Origin of the sequence: Micromonospora sp. NBC_01638, assembly GCF_045209745.1 — a bacterium.
Taxonomy (GTDB): Bacteria; Actinomycetota; Actinomycetes; order Mycobacteriales; family Micromonosporaceae; genus Micromonospora.
This window is the reverse complement of the sequence record NZ_CP109273.1, coordinates 5,472,252-5,492,713: the sequence shown is the minus strand read 5'-3', so window position 1 is coordinate 5,492,713 and position 20,462 is coordinate 5,472,252. Positions and strand designations below refer to the sequence as shown.

General features: G+C 70.2%; 26 protein-coding genes. 7 read left to right on the top strand and 19 right to left on the bottom strand.

The window, feature by feature from the left end; translation table 11 throughout:
* Positions 1-79 precede the first annotated feature (79 nt).
* The 3 genes from OG811_RS25620 to OG811_RS25610 form a co-directional block, all read right to left on the bottom strand.
* Positions 80-526, bottom strand: coding sequence for a response regulator (locus tag OG811_RS25620; protein ID WP_406069345.1), 447 nt, complete (start codon positions 524-526; stop codon positions 80-82).
* A 68-nt stretch (positions 527-594) separates the two neighbouring features.
* The gene (locus OG811_RS25615; protein ID WP_406069343.1) at positions 595-942 is read right to left on the bottom strand and encodes an STAS domain-containing protein; all 348 of its coding nucleotides are present in this window, start codon (positions 940-942) and stop codon (positions 595-597) included.
* A 170-nt stretch (positions 943-1,112) separates the two neighbouring features.
* The gene (locus OG811_RS25610) at positions 1,113-1,427 is read right to left on the bottom strand and encodes a hypothetical protein (protein WP_406069342.1); all 315 of its coding nucleotides are present in this window, start codon (positions 1,425-1,427) and stop codon (positions 1,113-1,115) included.
* A gap of 200 nt (positions 1,428-1,627) precedes the next feature.
* On the opposite strand from OG811_RS25610, the gene OG811_RS25605 reads away from it, so the two are divergent.
* Both OG811_RS25605 and OG811_RS25600 read left to right on the top strand, forming a co-directional pair.
* The gene (locus OG811_RS25605) at positions 1,628-2,605 is read left to right on the top strand and encodes a DUF2267 domain-containing protein (RefSeq protein WP_406069341.1); all 978 of its coding nucleotides are present in this window, start codon (positions 1,628-1,630) and stop codon (positions 2,603-2,605) included.
* Between the two features lie 114 nt (positions 2,606-2,719).
* Positions 2,720-3,514, top strand: a complete 795-nt coding sequence (locus OG811_RS25600) for a spermidine synthase (protein ID WP_406069339.1) — start codon at positions 2,720-2,722, stop codon at positions 3,512-3,514.
* Between the two features lie 49 nt (positions 3,515-3,563).
* On the opposite strand, the gene OG811_RS25595 is transcribed toward OG811_RS25600, so the two are convergent.
* The 5 genes from OG811_RS25595 to OG811_RS25575 form a co-directional block, all read right to left on the bottom strand.
* Positions 3,564-4,865: an NAD(P)/FAD-dependent oxidoreductase gene (locus tag OG811_RS25595; RefSeq protein WP_406069338.1), complete on the bottom strand. Its 1,302-nt coding sequence runs from the start codon at positions 4,863-4,865 to the stop codon at positions 3,564-3,566.
* Between the two features lie 190 nt (positions 4,866-5,055).
* Complete coding sequence (locus OG811_RS25590) at positions 5,056-5,529, bottom strand: hypothetical protein (RefSeq protein WP_406069337.1); 474 nt, start codon at positions 5,527-5,529, stop codon at positions 5,056-5,058.
* A 108-nt stretch (positions 5,530-5,637) separates the two neighbouring features.
* Entirely contained in the window at positions 5,638-6,360 is a 723-nt protein-coding gene (locus OG811_RS25585; protein ID WP_406069336.1) for a VOC family protein, read from the bottom strand.
* An 8-nt stretch (positions 6,361-6,368) separates the two neighbouring features.
* Positions 6,369-6,875: a hypothetical protein gene (locus OG811_RS25580; protein WP_406069335.1), complete on the bottom strand. Its 507-nt coding sequence runs from the start codon at positions 6,873-6,875 to the stop codon at positions 6,369-6,371.
* A complete protein-coding gene (locus OG811_RS25575) occupies positions 6,872-7,429 on the bottom strand; it encodes a TetR/AcrR family transcriptional regulator (protein ID WP_406069333.1) in 558 nt (185 codons plus the stop codon). Before OG811_RS25575 ends, OG811_RS25580 begins: the two co-directional genes overlap by 4 nt.
* 110 nt (positions 7,430-7,539) lie before the next feature.
* On the opposite strand from OG811_RS25575, the gene OG811_RS25570 reads away from it, so the two are divergent.
* Positions 7,540-8,256 (top strand): MBL fold metallo-hydrolase, encoded by a 717-nt coding sequence (locus OG811_RS25570; protein WP_406069332.1) that lies wholly within the window; start codon positions 7,540-7,542, stop codon positions 8,254-8,256.
* 18 nt (positions 8,257-8,274) lie between these two features.
* Here OG811_RS25570 and OG811_RS25565 read toward each other — a convergent pair whose 3' ends face one another.
* The 5 genes from OG811_RS25565 to OG811_RS25545 form a co-directional block, all read right to left on the bottom strand.
* Positions 8,275-8,568: a DUF6510 family protein gene (locus tag OG811_RS25565; protein WP_406069330.1), complete on the bottom strand. Its 294-nt coding sequence runs from the start codon at positions 8,566-8,568 to the stop codon at positions 8,275-8,277.
* Between the two features lie 35 nt (positions 8,569-8,603).
* Entirely contained in the window at positions 8,604-9,356 is a 753-nt protein-coding gene (locus OG811_RS25560) for a ferredoxin reductase (RefSeq protein ID WP_406075906.1), read from the bottom strand.
* A gap of 19 nt (positions 9,357-9,375) precedes the next feature.
* The gene (locus tag OG811_RS25555) at positions 9,376-9,975 is read right to left on the bottom strand and encodes a sulfite oxidase-like oxidoreductase (RefSeq protein WP_406069328.1); all 600 of its coding nucleotides are present in this window, start codon (positions 9,973-9,975) and stop codon (positions 9,376-9,378) included.
* Between the two features lie 76 nt (positions 9,976-10,051).
* Complete coding sequence (locus tag OG811_RS25550) at positions 10,052-11,077, bottom strand: TerC/Alx family metal homeostasis membrane protein (protein ID WP_406069326.1); 1,026 nt, start codon at positions 11,075-11,077, stop codon at positions 10,052-10,054.
* 220 nt (positions 11,078-11,297) lie between these two features.
* A complete protein-coding gene (locus tag OG811_RS25545; RefSeq protein WP_406069325.1) occupies positions 11,298-11,708 on the bottom strand; it encodes a DUF2267 domain-containing protein in 411 nt (136 codons plus the stop codon).
* A 157-nt stretch (positions 11,709-11,865) separates the two neighbouring features.
* Between OG811_RS25545 and OG811_RS25540 the strand changes: the two genes are divergently transcribed.
* Together OG811_RS25540 and OG811_RS25535 are read left to right on the top strand one after the other, a co-directional pair.
* On the top strand, positions 11,866-12,138 hold the full coding sequence (locus OG811_RS25540) for a DUF2795 domain-containing protein (protein WP_406069324.1): 273 nt from the start codon (positions 11,866-11,868) through the stop codon (positions 12,136-12,138).
* Between the two features lie 106 nt (positions 12,139-12,244).
* Positions 12,245-12,913, top strand: a complete 669-nt coding sequence (locus OG811_RS25535; RefSeq protein WP_406069322.1) for a DUF1345 domain-containing protein — start codon at positions 12,245-12,247, stop codon at positions 12,911-12,913.
* A gap of 283 nt (positions 12,914-13,196) precedes the next feature.
* On the opposite strand, the gene OG811_RS25530 is transcribed toward OG811_RS25535, so the two are convergent.
* From OG811_RS25530 to OG811_RS25510, 5 genes are all read right to left on the bottom strand, one after another.
* A complete protein-coding gene (locus OG811_RS25530; RefSeq protein ID WP_406069320.1) occupies positions 13,197-13,865 on the bottom strand; it encodes a hypothetical protein in 669 nt (222 codons plus the stop codon).
* A gap of 64 nt (positions 13,866-13,929) precedes the next feature.
* Positions 13,930-14,904, bottom strand: a complete 975-nt coding sequence (locus OG811_RS25525) for a pirin family protein (protein ID WP_406069319.1) — start codon at positions 14,902-14,904, stop codon at positions 13,930-13,932.
* A gap of 66 nt (positions 14,905-14,970) precedes the next feature.
* A complete protein-coding gene (locus OG811_RS25520) occupies positions 14,971-15,810 on the bottom strand; it encodes a hypothetical protein (RefSeq protein ID WP_406069318.1) in 840 nt (279 codons plus the stop codon).
* 350 nt (positions 15,811-16,160) lie between these two features.
* On the bottom strand, positions 16,161-16,715 hold the full coding sequence (locus OG811_RS25515) for a hypothetical protein (protein WP_406069317.1): 555 nt from the start codon (positions 16,713-16,715) through the stop codon (positions 16,161-16,163).
* Positions 16,716-17,528: 813 nt separating this feature from the next.
* Positions 17,529-17,840, bottom strand: a complete 312-nt coding sequence (locus OG811_RS25510) for a MazG-like family protein (RefSeq protein ID WP_406069315.1) — start codon at positions 17,838-17,840, stop codon at positions 17,529-17,531.
* A gap of 77 nt (positions 17,841-17,917) precedes the next feature.
* On the opposite strand from OG811_RS25510, the gene OG811_RS25505 reads away from it, so the two are divergent.
* Positions 17,918-18,055, top strand: coding sequence for a hypothetical protein (locus OG811_RS25505; RefSeq protein WP_406069314.1), 138 nt, complete (start codon positions 17,918-17,920; stop codon positions 18,053-18,055).
* Between the two features lie 146 nt (positions 18,056-18,201).
* The gene (locus OG811_RS25500) at positions 18,202-19,569 is read left to right on the top strand and encodes an alpha/beta hydrolase family protein (protein ID WP_406069312.1); all 1,368 of its coding nucleotides are present in this window, start codon (positions 18,202-18,204) and stop codon (positions 19,567-19,569) included.
* A gap of 69 nt (positions 19,570-19,638) precedes the next feature.
* Here OG811_RS25500 and OG811_RS25495 read toward each other — a convergent pair whose 3' ends face one another.
* Positions 19,639-20,349: a hypothetical protein gene (locus OG811_RS25495; protein ID WP_406069311.1), complete on the bottom strand. Its 711-nt coding sequence runs from the start codon at positions 20,347-20,349 to the stop codon at positions 19,639-19,641.
* Between the last annotated feature and the right edge of the window lie 113 nt (positions 20,350-20,462).

Below are 20,462 nucleotides of genomic sequence, written 5' to 3'. Positions count from 1 at the left end.
CACCTGGATCCTCGGCTGCGACCGCAGCCGCCGAGGGGGTTCGGGAAAAATGTTCAGCATGCGCGAGCGTGGGGGTGCGTCAGACGCGCTTCGGCAGCACGACCACCCGGCCGAAGAACTCGTCGATTCGATGGACCACGTCGTTGAAGTCGTCCAGGTCGATCGGCTTGGTGACGTACGCGTTGGCCTGCAGGGTGTAGCTGCCGACGATGTCGGTGTCGGCGTTGGAGGTGGTCAGCACGACGATCGGGATGGTCCGCAGATCCTCGTCCTGCTTCACCGCGCCGAGCACCTGCCGACCGTCCATCCGCGGCATGTTGAGGTCAAGCAGGATCACGTCCGGCCGACGGGCCTGCTCGTGCCGGCCCTCGGCGCGGAGAAACTCCATCGCCTCCTCGCCGTCGCTGACCACGTCGATGACCTTCGCGACATCGGAATCCGCCAACGCCTCCTCGATCATGAGCACGTCGCCCGGGTCATCGTCGACCACCAGGATGCGTACCGGCTGCGGGCTGTCTGCGCCCATCACTACCTGCCTCGGGTCGACGGGGACGGGACCTGACGGTCACCGCGTTGGCGGGAAAATCTAGCCCATCAGAGGGCACTGCGGGACGTGGGGTCGACCGACTCCGGTTCGTAGCCCAACACGTCGGCCAGGCCGGTCACCCGCAACACCCGCTCGACGCGGCCATTGGCGCCGGTGAGCCGAAGCCAACCCCCGTCGGCCGCCGCCTGATTGTCCCCCTTGACGAACACGGCCATCCCGGTGGAATCGCAGAACGCGAGGTCGGTGAGGTCGAGCAGCACCCGGCTCTCGCCAGCGGCGGTGAGTCGGTCGATCGCGGCGGTCAACTCGGGGGCGGTGCTCAGGTCCAGCTCACCTGCGAGCCGCAGGCAGGGGCCACCGCCGTCGCGCTCGACGTAGCTGACGCTGAACGTCACCGTTCTTCCCCTCGCTCCACCTTTGGATGGGACGTTTGCAGTGCGGCAAGTATACGCAGGGCCCAGTTGCCGACCGCCGGGCGCGGTGATCGACCAGGGTGCCGGCGGCCACCCCGCGAAAGGGGATGGCCCCCGACCCTGGGACCTGGGGTCGGGGGCCGGAGGAATGTCTAGGGTGCCGTCATCGCCTGGAGCCGGGGTCCGCTCTCGCGCAGCTCGCCAGTCGGGGTCGAGTCGATGTCCTCGGGCTCTCCCGAATCGGGCGTCTGGTACAGGTAGCGGACGAACTGCCCACCCGCCTCGTTGTCGTCGGCGCCGGGCCACTGACCGATGCAGTCCATGCCGATCACTTCGCGGCCAGTCCCGTCGGCCTCCTCCAGCAGCGCCCACAGGCTCACCGGGTAACACCTGGTGACCTCGGGGTTGAGCTGCCAGCGTGCATACCAGCCGGTTCGGGCGGGGACGATCTCGACGATCTGTTTCATGACGGCCTTCCTTCCGCGTACCTCGGAAGAACTCCGGTCCTGACCTGATGGTGCGGGCGGTGTGGGTGAGCACCCCTCACCCCCGCCGGATGAAGCGCTGCGGACGCCGGGCCGACCGGGCCGGCGTCGTCCGTTTCGGCTCCCGGGACGACGGGAAGGCGACAGACGCAGCCACGATCCCCAGCGGAAGGGGTGCCACCATGCGCAAGCAGATGGAGGGCGACAACCAGAGGCGCCGGGCTCTGGCCCGGCAGGCCCGCGAACAGAACCGCCAGCCCAGCGAGGTCGGCGCCAGCCTGAGCGCCTCCAAGCAGCTCACGAGCCTCGACCAGGGCAAGCGAGCCGGCCCATCGCCGGCCGGACGCCACAAACCGGACAGTACGCGTGGCGGGCCGGCGCCGCCGCCGGTCGGCAGCGCCGACAATCCGCGGCCTCAGCCGTCCCCGCCGGGCGGCGCGCCCGGCGTGCGCACCGTGGGCTACCACGACCTGGTCGACGAGGTCCGGCGTCGGGCCGGGGTCGACTTCAAGACGGCCAAGGTGGGCACCGAGGCGACCGTACTCGTCCTCGCCTTCGCCCTGGGGGCCGCCGAGCGGCAGCGGCTGCTCACGGCGGTGCCGGCATCGCTGCACGACGTGCTGCCTGTCGACGGCATCGAGCGGCACCAGGACCTGCCCGGCTTCCTGGCCGAGGTGGGCCGGATCAGCGGCAACACCCCGGAACAGGCCCGGTACCAGGCGGAGGCGACGATCGCCGCACTCGCCGAGCAGGACGGTGACCTGGTCGAGTCGTTGCACGTACCCGACGGGTTGCGTGACCTGCTCAACCCGCCGGAGGCCGGCGGCGGCCTCGTGGGCGCTTCCACCACCACACCCACCCTGCAACCGGACGAGATCGGTGCGGCGCTGGACGACCTGCCGTACTGGGCCGGCGACAGCCAGGGCTTCTACCGGGTTGTCGCGCTGCCGCCGGACAACCTGGACCGGGTGCTCGACCGACTCGACCGGCTGCGCCAGGAAACCGGCCGCGGCCCGAGCATCGGACGGCCGGGGGACACGGCCGCCGTGTTGACCGTACGGACCAACCAGGCCGACGGGGTGACCGCGCTCGACGTGGACCTCGCCCACCAGATCGACGACGCGATCGACGAGGTGGGGGCCGGGATGGCCGGCGGCTGACCTGCCACAGCAACATGGGCGGGCCGGCGGACCGGGGGCGACCCCGATCCGCCGGCCCGTCGGCGTGCCGGGCCACGGCCGGGGTGGGCCGTGGGCTCGGCTAGCGTGCCAGTCATGAACCGCGCCGCCGACCGGCTGGAGTTGGTCGCCGATCCGGTCCGCCGGACCGGGCGCACACTGCTGTCCGCCGGTGTCGAGCAGTCGTACGTGGATGTCGAGGATCCGCGGCACCTGCACTTCGAGTACGTCCGACGGATCGCCTCGGCGGTGGAGCTGACGGCCCCGGCGGGAGCCCCGCTGAGTGTTCTGCACCTCGGTGGCGGCGCGTTGACGCTGCCCCGCTGGCTGGCCGCCACCCGGCCCGGGTCTCCGCAGCGGGTCGTCGAGCGGGACCCGGCGGTGGTCCAGCTGGTCGCCCGGGAGTTGCCGCCGCTGCCGCCGGAGGTGCAGGTGGATGTCGCCGACGCCCGCGACGCGCTCACCGCCACCCCAACCGACCGATACGACCTGGTGATCGCCGATATCTACCGGGCGGCCCGGATGCCTCGGCACGTCCGCACCGTCGAGTTCGCCGCCGAGGTGGCCCGCACCCTTCGCCCCGGCGGGTCGTACCTGGTCAACGTCACGGACCTGCCGCCACTTGTCGGCACGCGGGTGCAGGTGGCCACGTTGCGGGCGGTCTTCGCCGACGTGTGCGTGCTCGGCGACCGGCGGATGTTGCGCGGCCGGCGTTACGGCAACCTGGTGCTGGCCGCGACGTCCCGGCCCGGCGGGCTGCCGGTCGGCCGGCTGGCCGTGGCCGCCCTACGCGACCCGGTCCCCGGCGGTCTCCTGCACGCCGCCGCACTCGACACGTTCGTCGCCGGCGCCCACCCGGTCACCGACGCGGACGACAGCGGGCGCGACTGATCGGCGTTCCGTCCGCAATGTCGGGTTTCCGACGGCGAGCGCGGGGAAGTCAGCGGGGTCGGGTCGCGACCTCGGGTGTGGTGCTCTCCAGCGGTACCGCGTTCGCCGGGACCAGTCCGAGCTGGGCCGCCGAGCGGGTCAGCGCCGCGTCCAGCACCCAGTCGGCCCCGACACGGGTGCGGTTTCCCGGCATCGCCATCAGGTGGTACGCCCGGGTGACCGCCTTGGCCGGCAACCCGGCCAGGTTGACGTGCAACGGGTTCGCCGCCGCGTCCTTGCCGCCGAGGTCGACGACCCAACCCAGGTCGTGGTGCTTGTACGGCTTGCGCCGGCCGAAGCCGTACGACGCGGCGATGTTGTGTGCGGCGAGCTTGCCCTGCCGCTGCGCGTGCTGGGCGGTCATCCCGCAGACCGCACCGGGATGGGTCAGGTCAGGCACGGCGGCGGCGTCGCCGCAGGCGTACACCTCCGGGTAGCCGGGGACGTTGAGGAACTCGTCGGTCACCAGTCGGCCCCGGTCGGTGCGCAGGCCCAACTCGTTGACGAACGGGTCGGGGCGCACCCCCACACACCACACGAGGGTGCAGGTCGGCACGTACCCGCCGTCGGTGAGCTTCACCCCGTCGCAGGTCGCCTCGGCCACCGAGGTGCCCATCCGCACGTCCACCCCGCGTCGGATGAGCACCTTGTGCGAGGTGACCGACATCCGCTTGTCCAGCTCGGGCAGCACCCGGGGCGCGACGTCGAGCAGCATCCAGCGGGGCCGGACGGTGAGCCGTGGCCGCTGGGCGTGCAGCGCGTCGGTGAACAGCTGCCCGTGCGCGGCAACCTCGGTGCCGGTGTAGCCCGCCCCGACCACCACGAACGTGGACCGGGCCTGCTGCTCGGCCGGGTCCTCGGCCTGCTCGGCCAGCTCGATCTGCCGGATGATGTGATCGTGCAGGTAGACGGCCTCGGGCAGGCCGCGGAAGCCGTGCGCATACTCGGTCACCCCCGGAATGGGCAACAGCTTGTTGACGCTGCCCACGGCGAGCACCAACCGGTCGTACGCCAGCCGGTTCTTCTCCCCCTCGGCCTGGGTGAAGCCGACCCAGCGGTTCTGCAGGTCGACGTGGTCGGCCTCACCGATCACCACCTGTACGCCCTTGAGCGTCCCGGTCAGCGGCACGGCGATCCGGCTGGGCTCGACCACCCCGGCCGCCACCTCCGGCAGCAGCGGGAGGTACAGGAAGTAGTTGGTGGAGTTCAGCACCACGATCTCGGCCCGGTCCCGGGCGATCCGGCTCAACGTCTTCGCCGCGTGGTAACCGGCAAACCCAGCCCCCACGATCACCACACGAGGTTTCGTCATTGCGGCCCGTTTCCCGTCAAAGCCCGGGACAAACGTCGGTGGGGTGGCAGTTGGCAACGGGACCGCGACATGATCGTGCTCGATCAACGATGTAGTGGCATCCGGCAGCGCGCTGACCACTACATCGTTGATCGAGCACGATCTTGCGGGGTTGACCCGGCGACACGTGCCGCTAGTGTCCTGCGTTCGCCTAGACCGGGCCTTGTCCCTGACCACTGCCGGCCGGACCGATCTGGCGGGCGGTCCGGAACGCGGCGGTGATCAGTTGCAGCAAGTTCTTCTCGGAGACCTTGCCGTCCTGACGAAGTTGCAGGGCGCCAAGGACCACCAGCGAGATGAGGGCGGCGATGACGACGACCGGCAGCGCCCAGAGCGGCACCATTTTCGATGCGGCCAAGATGACCACAGTGATCGTGACAAGGCACGTCAGATAGAACAGCCCCGCGCGCCACGGTCCCTGGTTGGCAAGGCGCTGTCTCTCCAACTCCCTTGCGACCTCCGCGACCTCTGCCGCGTTCGCCCCGCGAACCTCGTACTGGAACGATCTCGTGGTGAGGCTCATGCCGCAGGACGGGCAATAGCCGGTCGAAAGATCGTCGGGCGTGTTGCAGCTTGGGCAGTAGCCAAGGTTCGTCCGCCGTGGTTCCTTACGCCGAGCAGGCATGCCGCAAGTATGCAGAGTCGAGGCAAGAGCAGAAATACCTCGTGGTCAACGCCGTTTTGAACGGCAACGACATCAAGATGGACCGCCCTGCCGCAGCCCCGACGGCGGCTACCGTGGCGTCAACAGGCAGAACTCGTTGCCGTCGGGATCGGCCATCAACACCCGGGCGGCCTCGCCCTGGCCGTTGTCGAGAAGGGTCGCCCCGAGGGAGAGCAGACGGTCGACCTCGGCCTGCCGATCGACGTCGACACCCGGAGCGAGGTCGAAACGCACCCGATCTCTGCCACCGTTCAGCATCAGCGGTGGACCACCCCAGCTGATCTTCGTACCGCCGTTCGGCGACTGGATCGCGGTCTCCTCGTCCTGGTCCCAGACCAGCGGCCACCTGAGCGCCTGGCTCCAGAAGTACCCGACCGCTTGCGATCCGTCGCAGGCCAGCGCACCGATGAACCCGCAGCCGGCGAGGAACCTGTTGCCCGGCCCGATGACATCGAACTCGTTGCCCTCGGGGTCGGCGAGCACCACATGATCGTCGTCCGGGCCCTGACCGATGTCGATGTGCCGTGCGCCGAGCTCCAGTGCCCTGGCCACCGTCTGCCGCTGGTCCTCCAGCGAACTGCTCGTCAGATCGAAGTGCATCCGGTTCTGGACGACCTTCGGCTGCTCCGACGGGGCGAAGCGGATGCGGAACCCGGTGTCATCCGTGGGCAGGAGCAGGACGCCGTCGTGTGGATCATCGACCATGTCCCGGCCCAGGAGCCCGGACCAGAACTGCCCGAGCCGTACGGGTTGGCTCGCGTCAAAGCTGATCGCGAACAGTTGAGACGTCATCGCTCTGCTCATCTCCGATCCGATGCGGACGTTCGTGTCCGTCCTTGGGCCGGAAGCCTAGGGAATACCCGGGTTCGCCCGCACCCGGGTATTCGCCGGCAGCGCTGGATCTTGGAACGGACGAACCACGGAGTCAGCCACGGGGTGAGTGCGACGAAGGCGACGGCGAGCGCGGTGATGACCGCTTGCCCGACCCGGCCCGCAGTGACGCCGACCGCGGGGTCCAGCACATGGTTGGCGTACCAGTTGGCGGCGGCGTCCGTCGCCAGGACCGTGCAGCCCAGCGCCAGTCCCTCCACCCGGCGAGCTGCCAGGAGCAGCGCCGCCAACGGATCCCACAGCGTCAGGGACATGAAGTAGACCGTGAGCCACCCCGGCAGGGCGAGTTGCGGCCCGAACTGGGGCATGAGCAACTGGACGACATGCACCCCGGTGCCGTAGGCGAAGACCAGCACGGCGACAGACACGACCAGCCGGACCGCGAGCGGCGTATCACGCCATCGAGCGGTGCTCATCCGGCCAGTGCGTCGGCGAGACGGGCGATGCCGAACTCGTATGCCTGGTCGATGTCGCCGCCAAGCTTGAAGGCGCCGGCCAATTCCATGCTGATGAATCCGTTCGCCCACGCGGTGAGCGTGCGCGCGGCGTCCAGGGCGTGGTGTTCGCCGGCGAGGTTCACGGCTACCTGCAGCACGGGCTCGATGGCGTGGGTAAGGGCGTCACTGCTGGGCCCAGCGAGGTCGGTTCTCGGCGCGAAGATCAGCTGGTAGCCCTTCGGCCGGGCGTGCGCGAACGCGCGAAAGGCCCGGGCCAACTCGGCCAGGTCGCGGCGCGGATCGGTGTCGGCACCGATCGTCGCGAGTCGTTCACCGAGGTCGCGGACGGTGGCTTCGGTGATGAGGCGGACCAGGTCGTCACGGTTGCGCACACGCTTGTACAGCGACGGTGCGCGCACGCCGACCCGGTCGGCGACGGCCTGCATGGTCAGGCCGGAGACACCCGCTGACTCCAGGATGTCGCGTCCGGCGTGGACGATAGCTTCGAGGGAGGTCCGATCAGGCGTCGGCATGCCAGTTCCCTCCGGATCGCGGGGTCAATCCATGGCTATTGACCATAGCCATCATGGCTACGTAGCATAGCTATCATGCAGACGATAGCAATCCCGGCACCGGTGCTGCGATGAGACTCGCCCCGCACGTGCGCCGCATCGGCAATGACATCGTGGCCGCCTACCTCGTCGACACGGACGAGGGTGTGACCGTCATCGACGCAGGCATGACCGGACACTGGCGCGACCTGCGGGCCGAGCTGTCCGACATGGGCCGCTCGGTGGACGACATCCGGGGTGTCGTCCTCACCCACGGCGACAGTGACCACCTCGGGTTCGCCGAACGGCTCCGGCGCGACCACGGCGTACCGGTCTATGTGCACGAGGCAGACGCCGCCCGCGCGCGAGGCGAAGTCAAAGTCGACAATTCGTGGGGACAGATGAAGCTCGGCGCAACGGTCGGTTTCTTCTGGTATGCGATGCGCAGGGGCGGGCTTCGCACCACTCACCTCACCGAGGTCGTCGTCGTGCACGACGGCCAGGTGCTCGACCTGCCCGGCGCACCACGCATCATCGGCGTCCCCGGCCACTCGCCCGGCAGCATCGCCATCCACGTGCCCGTGGCCGACGCCATCTTCGTCGGCGACGCCATGACCACCCGGCACGTGCTGACCGGACAGCGGGGCCCGCAACCCGCACCCTTCACCGACGACCCCCACCAGGCGCTGGCGTCGCTGCGCCGCCTCGAAGGCGTCAAGGCATCGTGGGTACTACCGGGCCACGGCACACCGTGGTCCGGTGGAGTCGCCGAGGCGATACGCGCGATCAGGACCGTCGCCGGACCCTGACACGGCCGGGCCGACCCGTCACAGCGGGCGGGGGAACGGCTGCTCCATCGGCATCGGGACCTGAAGGAAGGTGGTGCCGCGCAGGTCCAGCCAGGCCCGGTCGGGCCCGCGGACCAGTCGCAGCATCACCTGTTCGCAGGACGGGCAGCGCGCGACGAGGCCCGGGGCGTGCGAGTAGACGTGCAGACTGGCCATCGAGCCGGTCATCCCGCAGTTTTCGCAGCGGCCCACTGCGGTGCTCAGGTCGACGGTGAACAGCTCACGCATCGGGCCGTCGAGCATGTTGCCGTCCAGGTACGACATCTCGGTCATCGGATCTCCTCGACCTTGCGGGAGCGAGCGGGCGGTCAGCCGGTGGGGCCGAAACGTTCGGTCTTGACCCGCCGTGACGGGTGACCCAGGCCCACCAGCAGGTCGGCCACGGTCTCCACGAACCCGGTCGGGCCGCAGACGTAGGTGAGCGGTTGCAGGTCCGGTGGCCAGCCGTGCGTGTTGACGTCCGCCAGCCCGATCCGGTGCGGCTCACCGCGCCAACCCTCGGGTGCCTCGCGGGTGTAGACGTACGCGATGTCCAGGCCGAAGTCGTCGCGGATCCGGCGGCGCAGCTCGTCGGCGTAGATCACGTCGCCCGGGGTGCGCACCGAGTAGATGAGCCGAAACGGCGCCTTGCTGCCGATGGCCCGCCGGGACCGGATCATCGCCATCAGCGGCACGATCCCGGAACCACCGGCGACGAGCTGCACCGGCGCGGTCTCCTCCGGCCGCCAGATGAACCAGCCACCGAGCGGTCCGCGGACCTCCACCGGGTCGCCCTCACCAAAGACCTCAATGAGGTACGGGGACACCTCGCCGTCGGGCACCCGCTGGACGGTCACCTCGATGCGCGGGCCGCCCGGGCCGTCCACGACGGGCCCCGCAATGGAGTACGACCGTGCTGCCTGGTAGCCGTCCGGCGCGGTCAACCGCACGTCGACGTGCTGCCCCGGCAGGTGCCCCGGCCAGTCCGGCAGCTCCAGCACCAGGGTCTGCGCGGTCGGTGTCTCCACCCGGCGCTCCACCAGCCGGGCCACGTGCCACCGGATGGGTGCGCGGGATGGCATGCTCGTCGCCACGGCGCGCTCAGTCACCCTGATACCGCTGTTCGCGCCACGGGTCGCCGTAGTCGTGGTAGCCGGCGGTCTCCCAGAACCCCGGCTCGTCCATCGTCTTGAGCCGGAGGCCGCGCACCCACTTGGCGGATTTCCAGAAGTACAGGTGCGGGACCAGCAGCCGCGCCGGCCCGCCGTGCTCGGCGGGCAGCGGCGCACCGTCGAAGGCGTGCACCACCCAGGCCCGGCCGCCGCGCAGGTCGTCCAGCGGCAGGTTGGTGGTGTACCCGCCGTAGGAGTGCGCGAGCGCGAAGTGCGCTCCCGTGTCGACGTCGGCGAGCAGAGTGTCCAGTGCGACGCCCTGCCAGGTGGTGCCGAGCTTGGACCAGCGGGTGACGCAGTGGATGTCCACCATTGGCGTCTCCTGCGGCAGGGCCATCAGCTCCTGCCACGACCACCGGTGTTCGCTGCCATTTTCGGCGGAGATGACGAACTCCCAGGTGTCCAGTGGCACCCGGGGCGTGGGGCCGGCCGAGAGCACCGGGAAGTCCTCGGTCAGATACTGACCGGGTGGCAGGGCCGGCTCCTGTGTTCGGGGCCGACCCTGAAAACCCGGTGACACGATTCCCATCGCCCAGTCGTACCACCCATGCTGGGCGGGGCGGGAGCTTTCCCGCGTACCTCCTCGTCGCCTCGGCGGGGCGCGGTCAGTGCCGCTCCGTGACGACCGTGCGCTCGTCGGACACGCCGTCGCCCCGGGTGGCGCGCAGGCTGGTCAGGGTGACCACCACCAGCACACCGATGATCACGCCGAGCGAGGCCAGGGTGGGGATCTGCGGCACGCTGTCCCAGATGCCGTGCGCCCAGTGCAGACCCAGCTTGAGGCCGATGAACGCCAGGATGGTGGCCAGGCCGTAGCTGAGGTGCACCAGCCGTCTCAGCGCCGCGTGCAGGACGAAGTAGAGCGCCCGCAGGCCGAGCAGGGCGAACGCGTTGGTGGCGAAGACCAGGTACGGGTCCTCGGTGATGCCATAGACCGCCGGCACCGAGTCGACCGCGAAGACGATGTCGGTGGTCAGCACCGCGACCACCACCAGGGCGAACGGCGTGAGTGCCCGCTTCGCGCCCTGCCGGACGGTCATCCTGGTGCCGTGGTAGTCGTCGACCACCGGCATGATCTTGCGCAGCAGCTTCACCGAGCGCATCTTGTTGATGTCGACTTCCTGCTGATGCCCGGACATGGCATCGCGCAGCAGCTTCACCGCGGTGGCGATGAGGATGATCGCGAAGAGCAGGAAGGCGAAGTCGAGGGTCTGCAACGCGGCCGCGCCGAGGGCGATGAAGATCGCCCGCAGCACCAGAGCGCCAGCGATGCCGTAGAGCAGCACCCGCTGGGCGAGCACGGCCGGCACCGCGAACGCGGCCAGCAGCAGCATGAAGACGAAAAGGTTGTCGACGGAGAGCGACTTCTCCACCAGGTAACCGGTCAGGTACTCCACGCCCTGCTGGGAGCCGTAGCGGGACCAGAGCCAGCCGCCGAACGCCAGCGGCAGGGCGATGTAGAACGCCGACCAGCGGATGGCCTCCCGCATGGACACCTCGTGCGGGCGCCGCGTGACCAGAAAATCCAGCACCAGCAGCAGGAGTACGCCGATGATGGTCACCACCCACAGCGTGGGCGTGCCCACCGACGACAACTCGCTGGCGGCGGACAAATATGACACTTCGGTCATGGGGTCTCCTCGAACACCGTCATGTTCGAGGTCTCCTTCACCCATTCACCTGATGGGCAACCACCCGAGGCGCGCCGGGCGCGCCGTACTGACCGGAATGGTTCGTGGGAAGTACTCCCCTCGCACGACAAGGTTAGGCCAGGCTGAATCGCCACGCCAAGCGGGACATCGGTGGTTGCCCTGACCAACCGCTGTGCACGCCCCTCCGGAGGTGGCACCGTCAGGCGCGGCGCAGCGTCGCGCCCGGGGCCATCGCCTGCTCCACCAATCCCCGGTAATCCCGCGGCAGCTGGGTCGCCACGTCATCGAACTCGCCGCCGGTGATCGCCTCGCGCAGGGTGGTGAAAACCGCCCGGACGGCATCCCGGGCGGCGGACTCCTCCACACCGGCACGCAACGCGACCCGGGCGACGAACTCGGCCGCCCCGAACCGGTCCGCCTGCTCGGTGCTCGGGCTCGGTTTGAGGACCAGTTGCAGCGGCTGGGGCATCTGGGCGGCCAGGTCCAGGACCTCACCGCCGGTCAGCCGCTCGGCGAACGTCGCCAACACGGCCCGGGTCAGCTCGATCGCCCGCTCGGACGACGTCGCGGTGCGCTGGGAAACCTGGTCGATGAAGGTGTCGTAGTTCATCGCTTACTCCCTCGGGCTCGCGTCGGCGCCTGCGGGTACCCCGCGACCGCGGAGTGGAAACAGCCGGGTTTCCTCCGCCCGTACGGGCGTGACCGACTGGCGGGCGGGTAACCGCCGCCGGTCGTGACCACGTCGATGCCCCGAGGGAGCCCATGCCATGGCGAGCTACGCGGACGTCCTGCAGTACCTGTCGAGCCTGGACTACCCGGCCGAGAAGGACGAGGTGGTCCGCGAGGCCGAACGGGAAGGTGCCCCGCCGGACGTGCTGAAGGCGTTGCGTGCCCTGCCGCCGGTGGACTACGCCAACGGCACCGAAGTGGCCCGGTCGGCCGGGATCGAGGCGGCGCCCGAGGTGAGCCCCGCACAGCGGGCCGAGCAGGCCCGGGACAAGAAGCACAACCGGGTCTCGCAGCATCTACGCGGCATCTAACTCGGAAGTAGACCTACTTCCTCCCGATTAGGGCCGCTTCGCGGAGCGAAGCAGCAAGGACTAACCCAGCGGTGGCGGCCACAACTCTGACACGGGAGTGTCGCCGATGAACCCCACCGGCCCGCCAGTCCGGCCAGTGGACGTGCGCTTCCCCGCCGCGGCCCAGCTCGCCGTGGTGGCAGCGGTCGGCGTCATCGCCGGTTGCGTGTTCGCGCTGCTGCTGCCACTGCCAATCGCCGCGCTGGCCGGCTGGGCCGTGGGCGCGCTGAGCTGGCTCACGCTGGTCTGGCACAAGCTCTGGCCGATGGACGCCGCGCGAACCGCCCGGCTGGCCGTACACGAGGACCCGAACCGGGCGATCCGGGACGTCCTGTTGCTCATCGCCTGCCTGGCCAGCCTGCTGGCCGTGGGGTTGGTCGTGGCCAGCGCGCAGAGCGCGCCACCCGGCATACGCCGGGAACTGCACAGCGGCCTGAGCGTGCTCAGCGTGGTGCTCTCCTGGTTCGTGGTGCACACCGTGTTCGCCGCCCGGTACGCCCGGATCTACTACACCGGCCCGGACGGCGGGGTGAACTTCAACCAGCCCGAGCCGCCGCGCTACTCCGACTTCGCGTACGTCGCGTTCACCATCGGGACGACGTTCCAGGTCTCCGACACCAACCTGACCAGCAACGAGATGCGTCGCACGGTGCTGTGGCACTCGTTGGTGTCATACCTGTTCGGCGCGTTCATCATCGCCGCGACCGTGAACCTGCTGGCTGGTCTGGCCCACTGAGCGGCCGTGTCTGGTCTGGCCTGCTGAGCGGGCGCGCCGACCCCCGGGGGCGACACGGGGCGGGGCTGCACGAAACGCCGGGGCAGGCGGGCGCCCCTGGTCACGAACCGCGACCTAGGGCGCCACGTAAGCCTGCCCAGGCGGTGAACCGCTCCCGAACCGGTCGCGGCCTACCAGGCGGTAGATGCCCGCTCGAACCGAGCGGCCAGCACTGCCGGGTCCAACCATACGACAGAACATCCTCCGTTTGGTCAGATTTCGGCGAAGTGTGGGCCAGGGCACCTCACGGTCGGCCCGTCACCTCCGCATACCGATGCTCAAGCTCCACCCGAGCCAGCGCCCCCACCAACCAGGCAAGCCGCTCCGATTCTCCGCTGGCCAGGCCGGCCAGGTCATCCGCCGACCTGCCCAACCCGAGCCGGCGGGCCGCCGCCAACGCACGCCGGTCGGCGACCGGGGCCACCTCCCGCCACAGCGCCTGCGCCTCGCGCAAAAACAGGTCGACGACCTGATCGTCCACGCCGGGAAGCTCGGCGAGCAGCGAGCGCTCCCGGACCGGGTCATGGTGCGCCAACGCCCGCAACCGGCGCAGATCGCCCCGGTACCGCTCGACCACCGTACGAGCGAGGTCACCCAGCACGTCGGCCAGCGCGTTCACGTCGCCACGCTGACCGCTGGCGCGCAGCACCCGTACCCGGTCCTCGTGCAGCGAACGGGCCAGCCGGGCGGCACTGTCCCACCCTTCGTCGCGCATCGCCCGCGCCCCGTCCAACGCCCGGCGGAAGTCGCCACGACGGGCCAGCAGCACCGAGAGGTAGAGCACCTGGAACAGGCTCGCCGGGTTGTTGGTCACGTGGAAGCCGTACTGCTCGGCGAATCCTCGCCCACTGCCGGCGAGCCGGCGGGCCAGCCGCTTCCGGTCCTCCAACGGATTGATCAAAGTAGTCGGCATGCCGACGACTACCCGGGCGACCGTCGGTCACACGCGGATGTGCTGGTCCCCAGCGGGCGGGGGGTCAGCCGTGCAGGCCACCGGTGCGGTCGCGGGTCTTGAGGCGCGTCGTGGGCAGGGCGGGTGCCGGCAGCGGCGGCGCCGCATCGTCGGCGACCACACCGAAGCGCGGGTCCCCGGCCATCCAGTCCTCCCGGGCGGCGGCAACCTCCTCGTGCGAGCGGCCGACGAAGTTCCACCACATCACCAACGGCTCCTCGAACGGCGTACCGCCCAGCAGCAGCAACCGGGCCCCGGCCCCGCCGCGCACGGTCAGCTCGCGGCGGCCCGAGCCCAGGTAGAGCAGCGACCCTGGCTCGAACCCGACCTCGGCGGCCTCCGCGGAACCGGACATCGCCAGCACGGCGTACTCGAAATCGGGCCGCAGCGACAGCGTCGTCGGCGCCTCGCCAGTCAGCTCCAGCTGCACACCGACCAGCGGAGTGTGCACCACCGCCGGCGACTGCTCCCCGGCGAACTCGCCGACCAGCAGAGTGACGTCAAGATCACCGTTACGCCAGCGCGGCAGGTCAGCGTGGTGCGCGAAATCCGCCGCCCCGGCTCGCGCCGGGTCCGGCAGTGCCACCCAGAGCTGTACGCCGTGCATCACCGGCGGATGAATGGCCGGCGACCGCTCGGAGTGGGCGATGCCGTTGCCGGAGGTCATCACGTTCAGCTGACCGGGCCGGATCAGCTGCACGTTGCCGAGGCTGTCCCGATGCAGAATCTCACCGTCCAGCAGCCAGGTCACCGTTTGCAGGCCGGTGTGCGGGTGCGGCGGCACCTCCATGCCGGGCCGCTGCGCCACATCGTCCGGGCCAAAATGGTCAACGAAACACCAGGCGCCAACCATCCGGCGCTGGCGCTGCGGCAGCAACCGCCGCACGGTGGTATACCGACCCAACGGCACGTCGTGGCCAGGCAGCAGCACGCTGCCGGGATCGAGGTCGGCCACACCAGGTGGCCGGGTCTGCGCCAGCATTGATTCAGTACGCTCCACCGCCCCGACTGTACGCTCACGCCCACCCACGGCCGCGACGCTTCCGGCAGGGTCAATGACCGGGGCTCACCGGGTGCTGGATGACACCGTCACGCTGTTCGCGCCCGCGACCAGGTCGAGGTAGACCCGCTCGGCCGCACGGTCCCATCCGGGGGTACCAAGCACCGCACCCGCGGCCACCCGGTCCCAGCGTTCGTCGCGTACGACGAGCGAGCCAGCGCCTGCCCCCACCCGAACCCGGACCGGCGTCTCCCCGGGCACCCGGACGTCGAGCTGGCTCGTCCCGCCGGTGAGCCGCACAGTCATGATGCCGGTGCTGCCTCTGGTCGGGCTGGCGGCGCTGCCTTTGCTGGCGGCGCTGCCTTTGCTGGCGGCGCTGCCCTCGCTGACGGCGCTGATCGGGGGTAGGAAGATTTCGGTGCGGGCCGATCCGCCGGCGAGTTCCACGCCCAGCAGCCGGGCCCGGGTCAGATCCAGCACCTGGCTGCTCACCCCACCAACCAACCGCAGCCGCCATCCGACCTGCTCGTTGAGCAACACCCGCACGGCCCTCGCCCCGGACGCACCGGTCTCCACCAGGCCGAGCCGCACGGTCTCCCCCAGCACCGCCGGTCGGGCCGCCACGCCCGAGCCGGCCGGGCTGCTGATCCGGTAGAGGTCGTCGCCCAGATCGGCCACCCGCAGGTCGAACGAGGACAGCCCATCCGCGAGCACAAAGGTGCCTGTCTGCCGACCTGCCAGCGGCGCGGTCATCGTCTGCTCGGCGATGCCACCTGGACGGCCGGCACCGTCAGGTCGGGCACCGTCGGTTGCTTCGGAGTAGGTCATGCCGAGGCGATGCGGTGCAGCAACGATCACGGCCACCGCCGCCGCGCCGAGAAGCAGCACGACAGCCGCCGCAGCCACCAGCAGGCGAGCACCGACAGACCAGCGCCGACCTGATGCCGCGTCCCCGGTAGGTCCCGGCTCCTCTCCCGGTGCACTCTCCGTGCCGTGCCCCACTGCGGCCATCCTTCGTCCCTCCGCCGGTCCCCGCCAGGAGGTACGTACCCGCCAGCCGATCGGATCACTCCGCGCCGATCACGCCACTCCGCTACGTCGCCGACGCGAATCTTGGACACTTTCCGTTCGCGGATAACGGAAACTGTCCAAGATCTCCACGGTCCTCGCGACCTGCCGAGGAAACGCCGCTGGCCGGTACCCCGGAGTGGGGTGCCGGCCAGCGGTCGGGTGGTGCGGTGGTGGTGCGGTGGGGGTCAGCTGTTCCAGTGCTGGGCGACGAGGTCGGCGGCCTGCTGCTCCCACTGGGCGTAGGCATCCGGGTAGGCCGAGACCTGGACGGTCTGCGCGGCCTTGGTCAGGGGCATGTCCTGCCACCCGTCAACCTGCTTCAGGCCCTTGAGGAACGCGGTGGTGGAGTACTCGGGGTCGGTGATCTGCTCCGGGGCACCCCAACCACTGGACGGGCGCTGCTGGAACAGGCCCAGCGAGTCGTGGTCGTTGCGGTCGCCGAGGTGGCCCAGGTTCTCCAACTTCGACTCCTGGAAACTGGTGGCGATGGAGATGACCGCGGCGCGTTCGGGCAGACCGGCCTTCTTCGTGGCGGCGATGATCGCCTTGACGTTCGCGATCTGCTCATCGTTCAGGGGGATGCGGGACTGCTCGCCCTGCGGCTTGGCCGTCTGCACGGCGACGGCGGCGGGCTTGGCGTCGACCGGGTTGGCGTGGGCGGCGATCGGGCCGGCGAAGACACCACCGGCGAACGCGAGACCAGCAACGGACAGCATGCTCTTACGGATGATCGTGTTCATGAGGATTTAGCTCCTTCGGGGGTAAGGACACCCGTTTACCGATGGGGGTCGGTGGTGTGCGGGTGTGAGCACCTCGTCCGGCGCCGCATGTACAAGGGGGGGGAAAGGGTCTGCGGGGTGGGCGCCTACGGTGGCTCGGCGTCCGGGGGTCGGCGACCTACGAGCGGAGAGCTCGTGGCGCCGGGGTCAGGTGTAACGACCGGGGGGCCGGGGTCATTCCGGGGGCGGCCCATCCAACGGCACCCTCGTGGAGGCGGTGGCCGGGTGGTCGTTCGCGGGGACTGCAACGACCGGGCGGGGCCCGGCATTCCAACCCTGCGGCCCGGCGTTCCAACCCGGAGGGGGCGGGGTGGCGGGCCGGTGGTGCTGCGATCGTCAGGGTATGTAACGACCCCGCGCCGGCCATGATTCCGGCCCACCGGTGCGACCGGTCACAACCCCGAGACACCCCCGACCGGACAAACCGCCCATACAATCTCACGCCCGCGACACCGAACCACCCTCTCCGGACGTGATCCACTCGCCTTCACGGATACCGGGGTATCCGGGACGCCCCGACACCCCGACATCACCGAAACCGAGTCGATCACGAACAAGGCGACCGTACCGGCGCACATAGACCAGACAAAAGCCCCTTTTGGTCCTGGATCCCGGATGTGGCTTACTGATGCGTGCGACGGACCGGGCACGCGCCAGGCGACCGGGTGACCTAATGAGCCCGGACGACCCGGACGAGCCCGAAACGAGCAGCCCGAGCGACCAGGCGGACAGCGCAGCCGCGCGACCGAGCGAGCCGGGACGGCGGGACCGCTCTCACGCCGCGAGGCGGGAGCGGACCTTCGCGGCGCAGGCGTCCAGGACCGTCTGTGCGTCCAGCCCCAGGCTCTCGATGGCCACCAACGCCGTGAAGGCGACGTCGGCCAACTCCGCCGCGACGTCCTCGCGGCTGTGGGTGACGCCTTTGCGCGGGTTCTGCCCGAGCAGACCGATCCAGGCAGCCGACGCTTCCCCCGCCTCCTCGGTCAGCTTGAGGATGCGGCAGGTCAGTTCGGTCTGCCCGGTGCCGTTCGCTGCGTCCAGCCAGCTGCGCGACGCCCGGGCCGCCTCCCAGATCGACTCTTTCACGGCGACCAGTCAACCCGACCGGCACACCGGCCCACGCAACCGGGTACGGCGGCGCGGTCGCGACGAACGACAGGTACGTGGCCGACGGGAAGGGTCGACCAGCCGACCCGACAACCCAGCCGACCCAGCCGCCCACCGAACCAGCCGACCGGCACCCCAGCACCGAGCCGCCTGCGGGGAGAGCCGACCGCGTCGAGGCGTACGGCCTGGTCTGATCGGCCGGACAGTTCCGCTTGACCGGCCGATCAGCGCAGCCATTGACACTGGTCGACGGCGGTCCTAGGTTCAGTGCGCTACCGGCCGGTAGGCAACCGTCCCGCCTGGTCGCCCCCGGGCGACATCCGCCCGATGGGGAGCATTGATGCTGTCCACACCCGTTCGTACCCTCCGCCGTCTGCTCGCTGCCACCGCGACGCTGACCCTTGCGGTCGGGCTGGCCGGTGCCGCGCCGGCCAGCGCCACCGGTCACGACCCGACGGGCGGCCAGCCGCTGCCCGGGTACACCATCGAGAATCCGCCGTTGGCCCCGCTGATGGTGGGCGGCAAACCGACGACGGTACGTCAGGGCGTGCACCGCCACGCCGGGTACATCATCGAGGTTCCCGCCCGGTGGAACGGCGACCTGGTGCTGTGGGCGCACGGCTACCGTGGCCAGGGCGCGGTGCTCACGCCGGAGCCGCCGGGCTTCGGGATGCGTCAGCGCCTCCTGGAACAGGGGTACGCCTGGGCGTCGTCCTCGTACGACCGGAACGGCTTCGACATCCGTTCGGGGGTGCTGGGCACCAGGGATCTCGCCGACCACTTCGGGCGGACGGTCCGCCGACCCCATCACACCTACCTCGCCGGGGTGTCGATGGGTGGGTACGTCATCGGTCGCTCGCTGGAGCAGTACCCCGGCTACTACGACGGGGCGCTGCCGATGTGCGGAGTGCTCGGCGATCAGACCCTGCTCGATTTCTACCTGGACTACAACCTTGTCGCGCAGGCGCTCGCCGGGGTGCCGGCCTACCCCACGCCGGACGACTACCTGACCAACGCGGTGCCCCGTATCCAGGTGGCGCTCGGCCTGGCCGGGTTGTCCCCCAACGGGCCGGACACCACCACCGACCGGGGCAAGCAGTTGCGGGCGATCACCGTGAACCGTTCCGGCGGGCCGCGCCCGGGCGCGGACGCCGCGTTCGCGGTCTGGAAGGACTTCCTCTTCTCGATCACGGTGACCAGTGGTGGTGTCTCCCCCGCCGAGCGGCCCGGTCAGCTTTCCACCAATCTGCTCACCCGTTACACCCCGAACAGCCCGGTCGACGTCAACGCCACCGTGCAGCGGGTCGCCCCGGAGAACGTCGTGCAGCGGCTCCTGCCGACGCTCACCGAGGTGCCACGGATCGCCGGTCGGCCCACCGCGCCGGTGCTCAGCCTGCACGGCCTCGGTGACCTCTTCGTGCCGTTCAGCATGGAGCAGGCGTACGCCACGGACGTGGCGCGGCACGGCCGCAGCAGGATGGTGGTCCAGCGGGCCATCCGGGCCACACAGCACTGCGAGTTCACCCCGGCCGAGGCCGGCGCCGCCTGGGATGACCTCGTGTCCTGGGTACGCACCGGCAAGCGCCCGGCCGGCGACAACGTGACCGACCCGGCGGTGGTGGCCCGACCCGACTATGGCTGCCGGTTCAGCGACCGGGACGCGTACGCCGCTGGCGTCGGCACCCGCCGCCTCTACCCCGCCTGCTGAGGTACGCGGACACAACGACGCCGGCCGGCCCCCTGAACGAGGGCCGGCCGGCGTGTGTCGTGGGTGTCACTACATCTGCTGGACGATGTCCGCCGCCTGTTCCTCCCACTGCGCGTACGCGTAGGGGAAGGCGGAGACCTGGACGGTCTGCGCGGCGGCGGTCAGCGGCAGGTCCTGCCAGCCGCCGACGTTCTTGAGTGCGGTGAAGAACGCCGTGGCGGCGTACTCCGGGTCGGTGATCTGGTCGGGCGTGCCCCAACCGGACGACGGGCGCTGCTGGAACAGGCCCTGCGAGTCGTGGTCGTTGTACGCGCCGAGGTGGCCGAGGTTGTACAGCTTCGACTCCTGCAGCGAGGTGGCGACGCCGATCACCGCGCCCCGGTCACCGACGCCGGTCTTCCTGGCGGTGTCGACGATCGCCCGGGCGTTGGCCAGCTGCGCGTCGTCGAGCGGAACGCGCGACTGTGCGCCTTCGACGCCGTGCGGGATCAGTTCGGCGCGGCTCGGCTTGCCGGCCGGCGGCTTGCCGGTGGCGGAGCCGGTGGTCAGGCCGGACTCGACGGGCCGGTCCTCCTGACGTGCGGAGGTGGCGGCGTTGCCGGTGGCAAGGTCGATGGCGGCGACAGCGCCCTCGTGCGGCCCGGAGGTGACCGGGGCCGCGGCGGCAGTCGGTGCGAGCGCCAGGCCGCCGAGGGCAGCCACACCCACAACGCTCAGCGCGGTCTTGCGGTACGAATCCTTGGCGATGGCGGGGAGCCATCGAGTGAAGTCGACCTTCACGATGGTTGCCCTTTCGATCGTGCGGAGCGCTCCGGGGTGAACACTCCTCGGGAGATGACCGCGGAAAGGGTTTGGGCTCCGACGGTACGGGGGACATAACCAGGCGCAGGTGT

Coding starts and splice junctions, on each gene's coding strand:
- OG811_RS25555 (WP_406069328.1), bottom strand. CDS start 9,975: ATGGGAATCGTGTCACCGGGTTTTCAGGGTCGGCCCCGAACACAGGAG.
- OG811_RS25500 (WP_406069312.1), top strand. CDS start 18,202: ATGCTGTCCACACCCGTTCGTACCCTCCGCCGTCTGCTCGCTGCCACC.
- OG811_RS25535 (WP_406069322.1), top strand. CDS start 12,245: ATGAACCCCACCGGCCCGCCAGTCCGGCCAGTGGACGTGCGCTTCCCC.
- OG811_RS25585 (WP_406069336.1), bottom strand. CDS start 6,360: ATGACGTCTCAACTGTTCGCGATCAGCTTTGACGCGAGCCAACCCGTA.
- OG811_RS25595 (WP_406069338.1), bottom strand. CDS start 4,865: ATGACGAAACCTCGTGTGGTGATCGTGGGGGCTGGGTTTGCCGGTTAC.
- OG811_RS25560 (WP_406075906.1), bottom strand. CDS start 9,356: ATGCCATCCCGCGCACCCATCCGGTGGCACGTGGCCCGGCTGGTGGAG.
- OG811_RS25590 (WP_406069337.1), bottom strand. CDS start 5,529: ATGCCTGCTCGGCGTAAGGAACCACGGCGGACGAACCTTGGCTACTGC.
- OG811_RS25610 (WP_406069342.1), bottom strand. CDS start 1,427: ATGAAACAGATCGTCGAGATCGTCCCCGCCCGAACCGGCTGGTATGCA.
- OG811_RS25575 (WP_406069333.1), bottom strand. CDS start 7,429: ATGCCGACGCCTGATCGGACCTCCCTCGAAGCTATCGTCCACGCCGGA.
- OG811_RS25580 (WP_406069335.1), bottom strand. CDS start 6,875: ATGAGCACCGCTCGATGGCGTGATACGCCGCTCGCGGTCCGGCTGGTC.
- OG811_RS25570 (WP_406069332.1), top strand. CDS start 7,540: ATGAGACTCGCCCCGCACGTGCGCCGCATCGGCAATGACATCGTGGCC.
- OG811_RS25605 (WP_406069341.1), top strand. CDS start 1,628: ATGCGCAAGCAGATGGAGGGCGACAACCAGAGGCGCCGGGCTCTGGCC.
- OG811_RS25545 (WP_406069325.1), bottom strand. CDS start 11,708: ATGAACTACGACACCTTCATCGACCAGGTTTCCCAGCGCACCGCGACG.
- OG811_RS25565 (WP_406069330.1), bottom strand. CDS start 8,568: ATGACCGAGATGTCGTACCTGGACGGCAACATGCTCGACGGCCCGATG.
- OG811_RS25530 (WP_406069320.1), bottom strand. CDS start 13,865: ATGCCGACTACTTTGATCAATCCGTTGGAGGACCGGAAGCGGCTGGCC.
- OG811_RS25540 (WP_406069324.1), top strand. CDS start 11,866: ATGGCGAGCTACGCGGACGTCCTGCAGTACCTGTCGAGCCTGGACTAC.
- OG811_RS25600 (WP_406069339.1), top strand. CDS start 2,720: ATGAACCGCGCCGCCGACCGGCTGGAGTTGGTCGCCGATCCGGTCCGC.
- OG811_RS25515 (WP_406069317.1), bottom strand. CDS start 16,715: ATGAACACGATCATCCGTAAGAGCATGCTGTCCGTTGCTGGTCTCGCG.
- OG811_RS25550 (WP_406069326.1), bottom strand. CDS start 11,077: ATGACCGAAGTGTCATATTTGTCCGCCGCCAGCGAGTTGTCGTCGGTG.
- OG811_RS25620 (WP_406069345.1), bottom strand. CDS start 526: ATGGGCGCAGACAGCCCGCAGCCGGTACGCATCCTGGTGGTCGACGAT.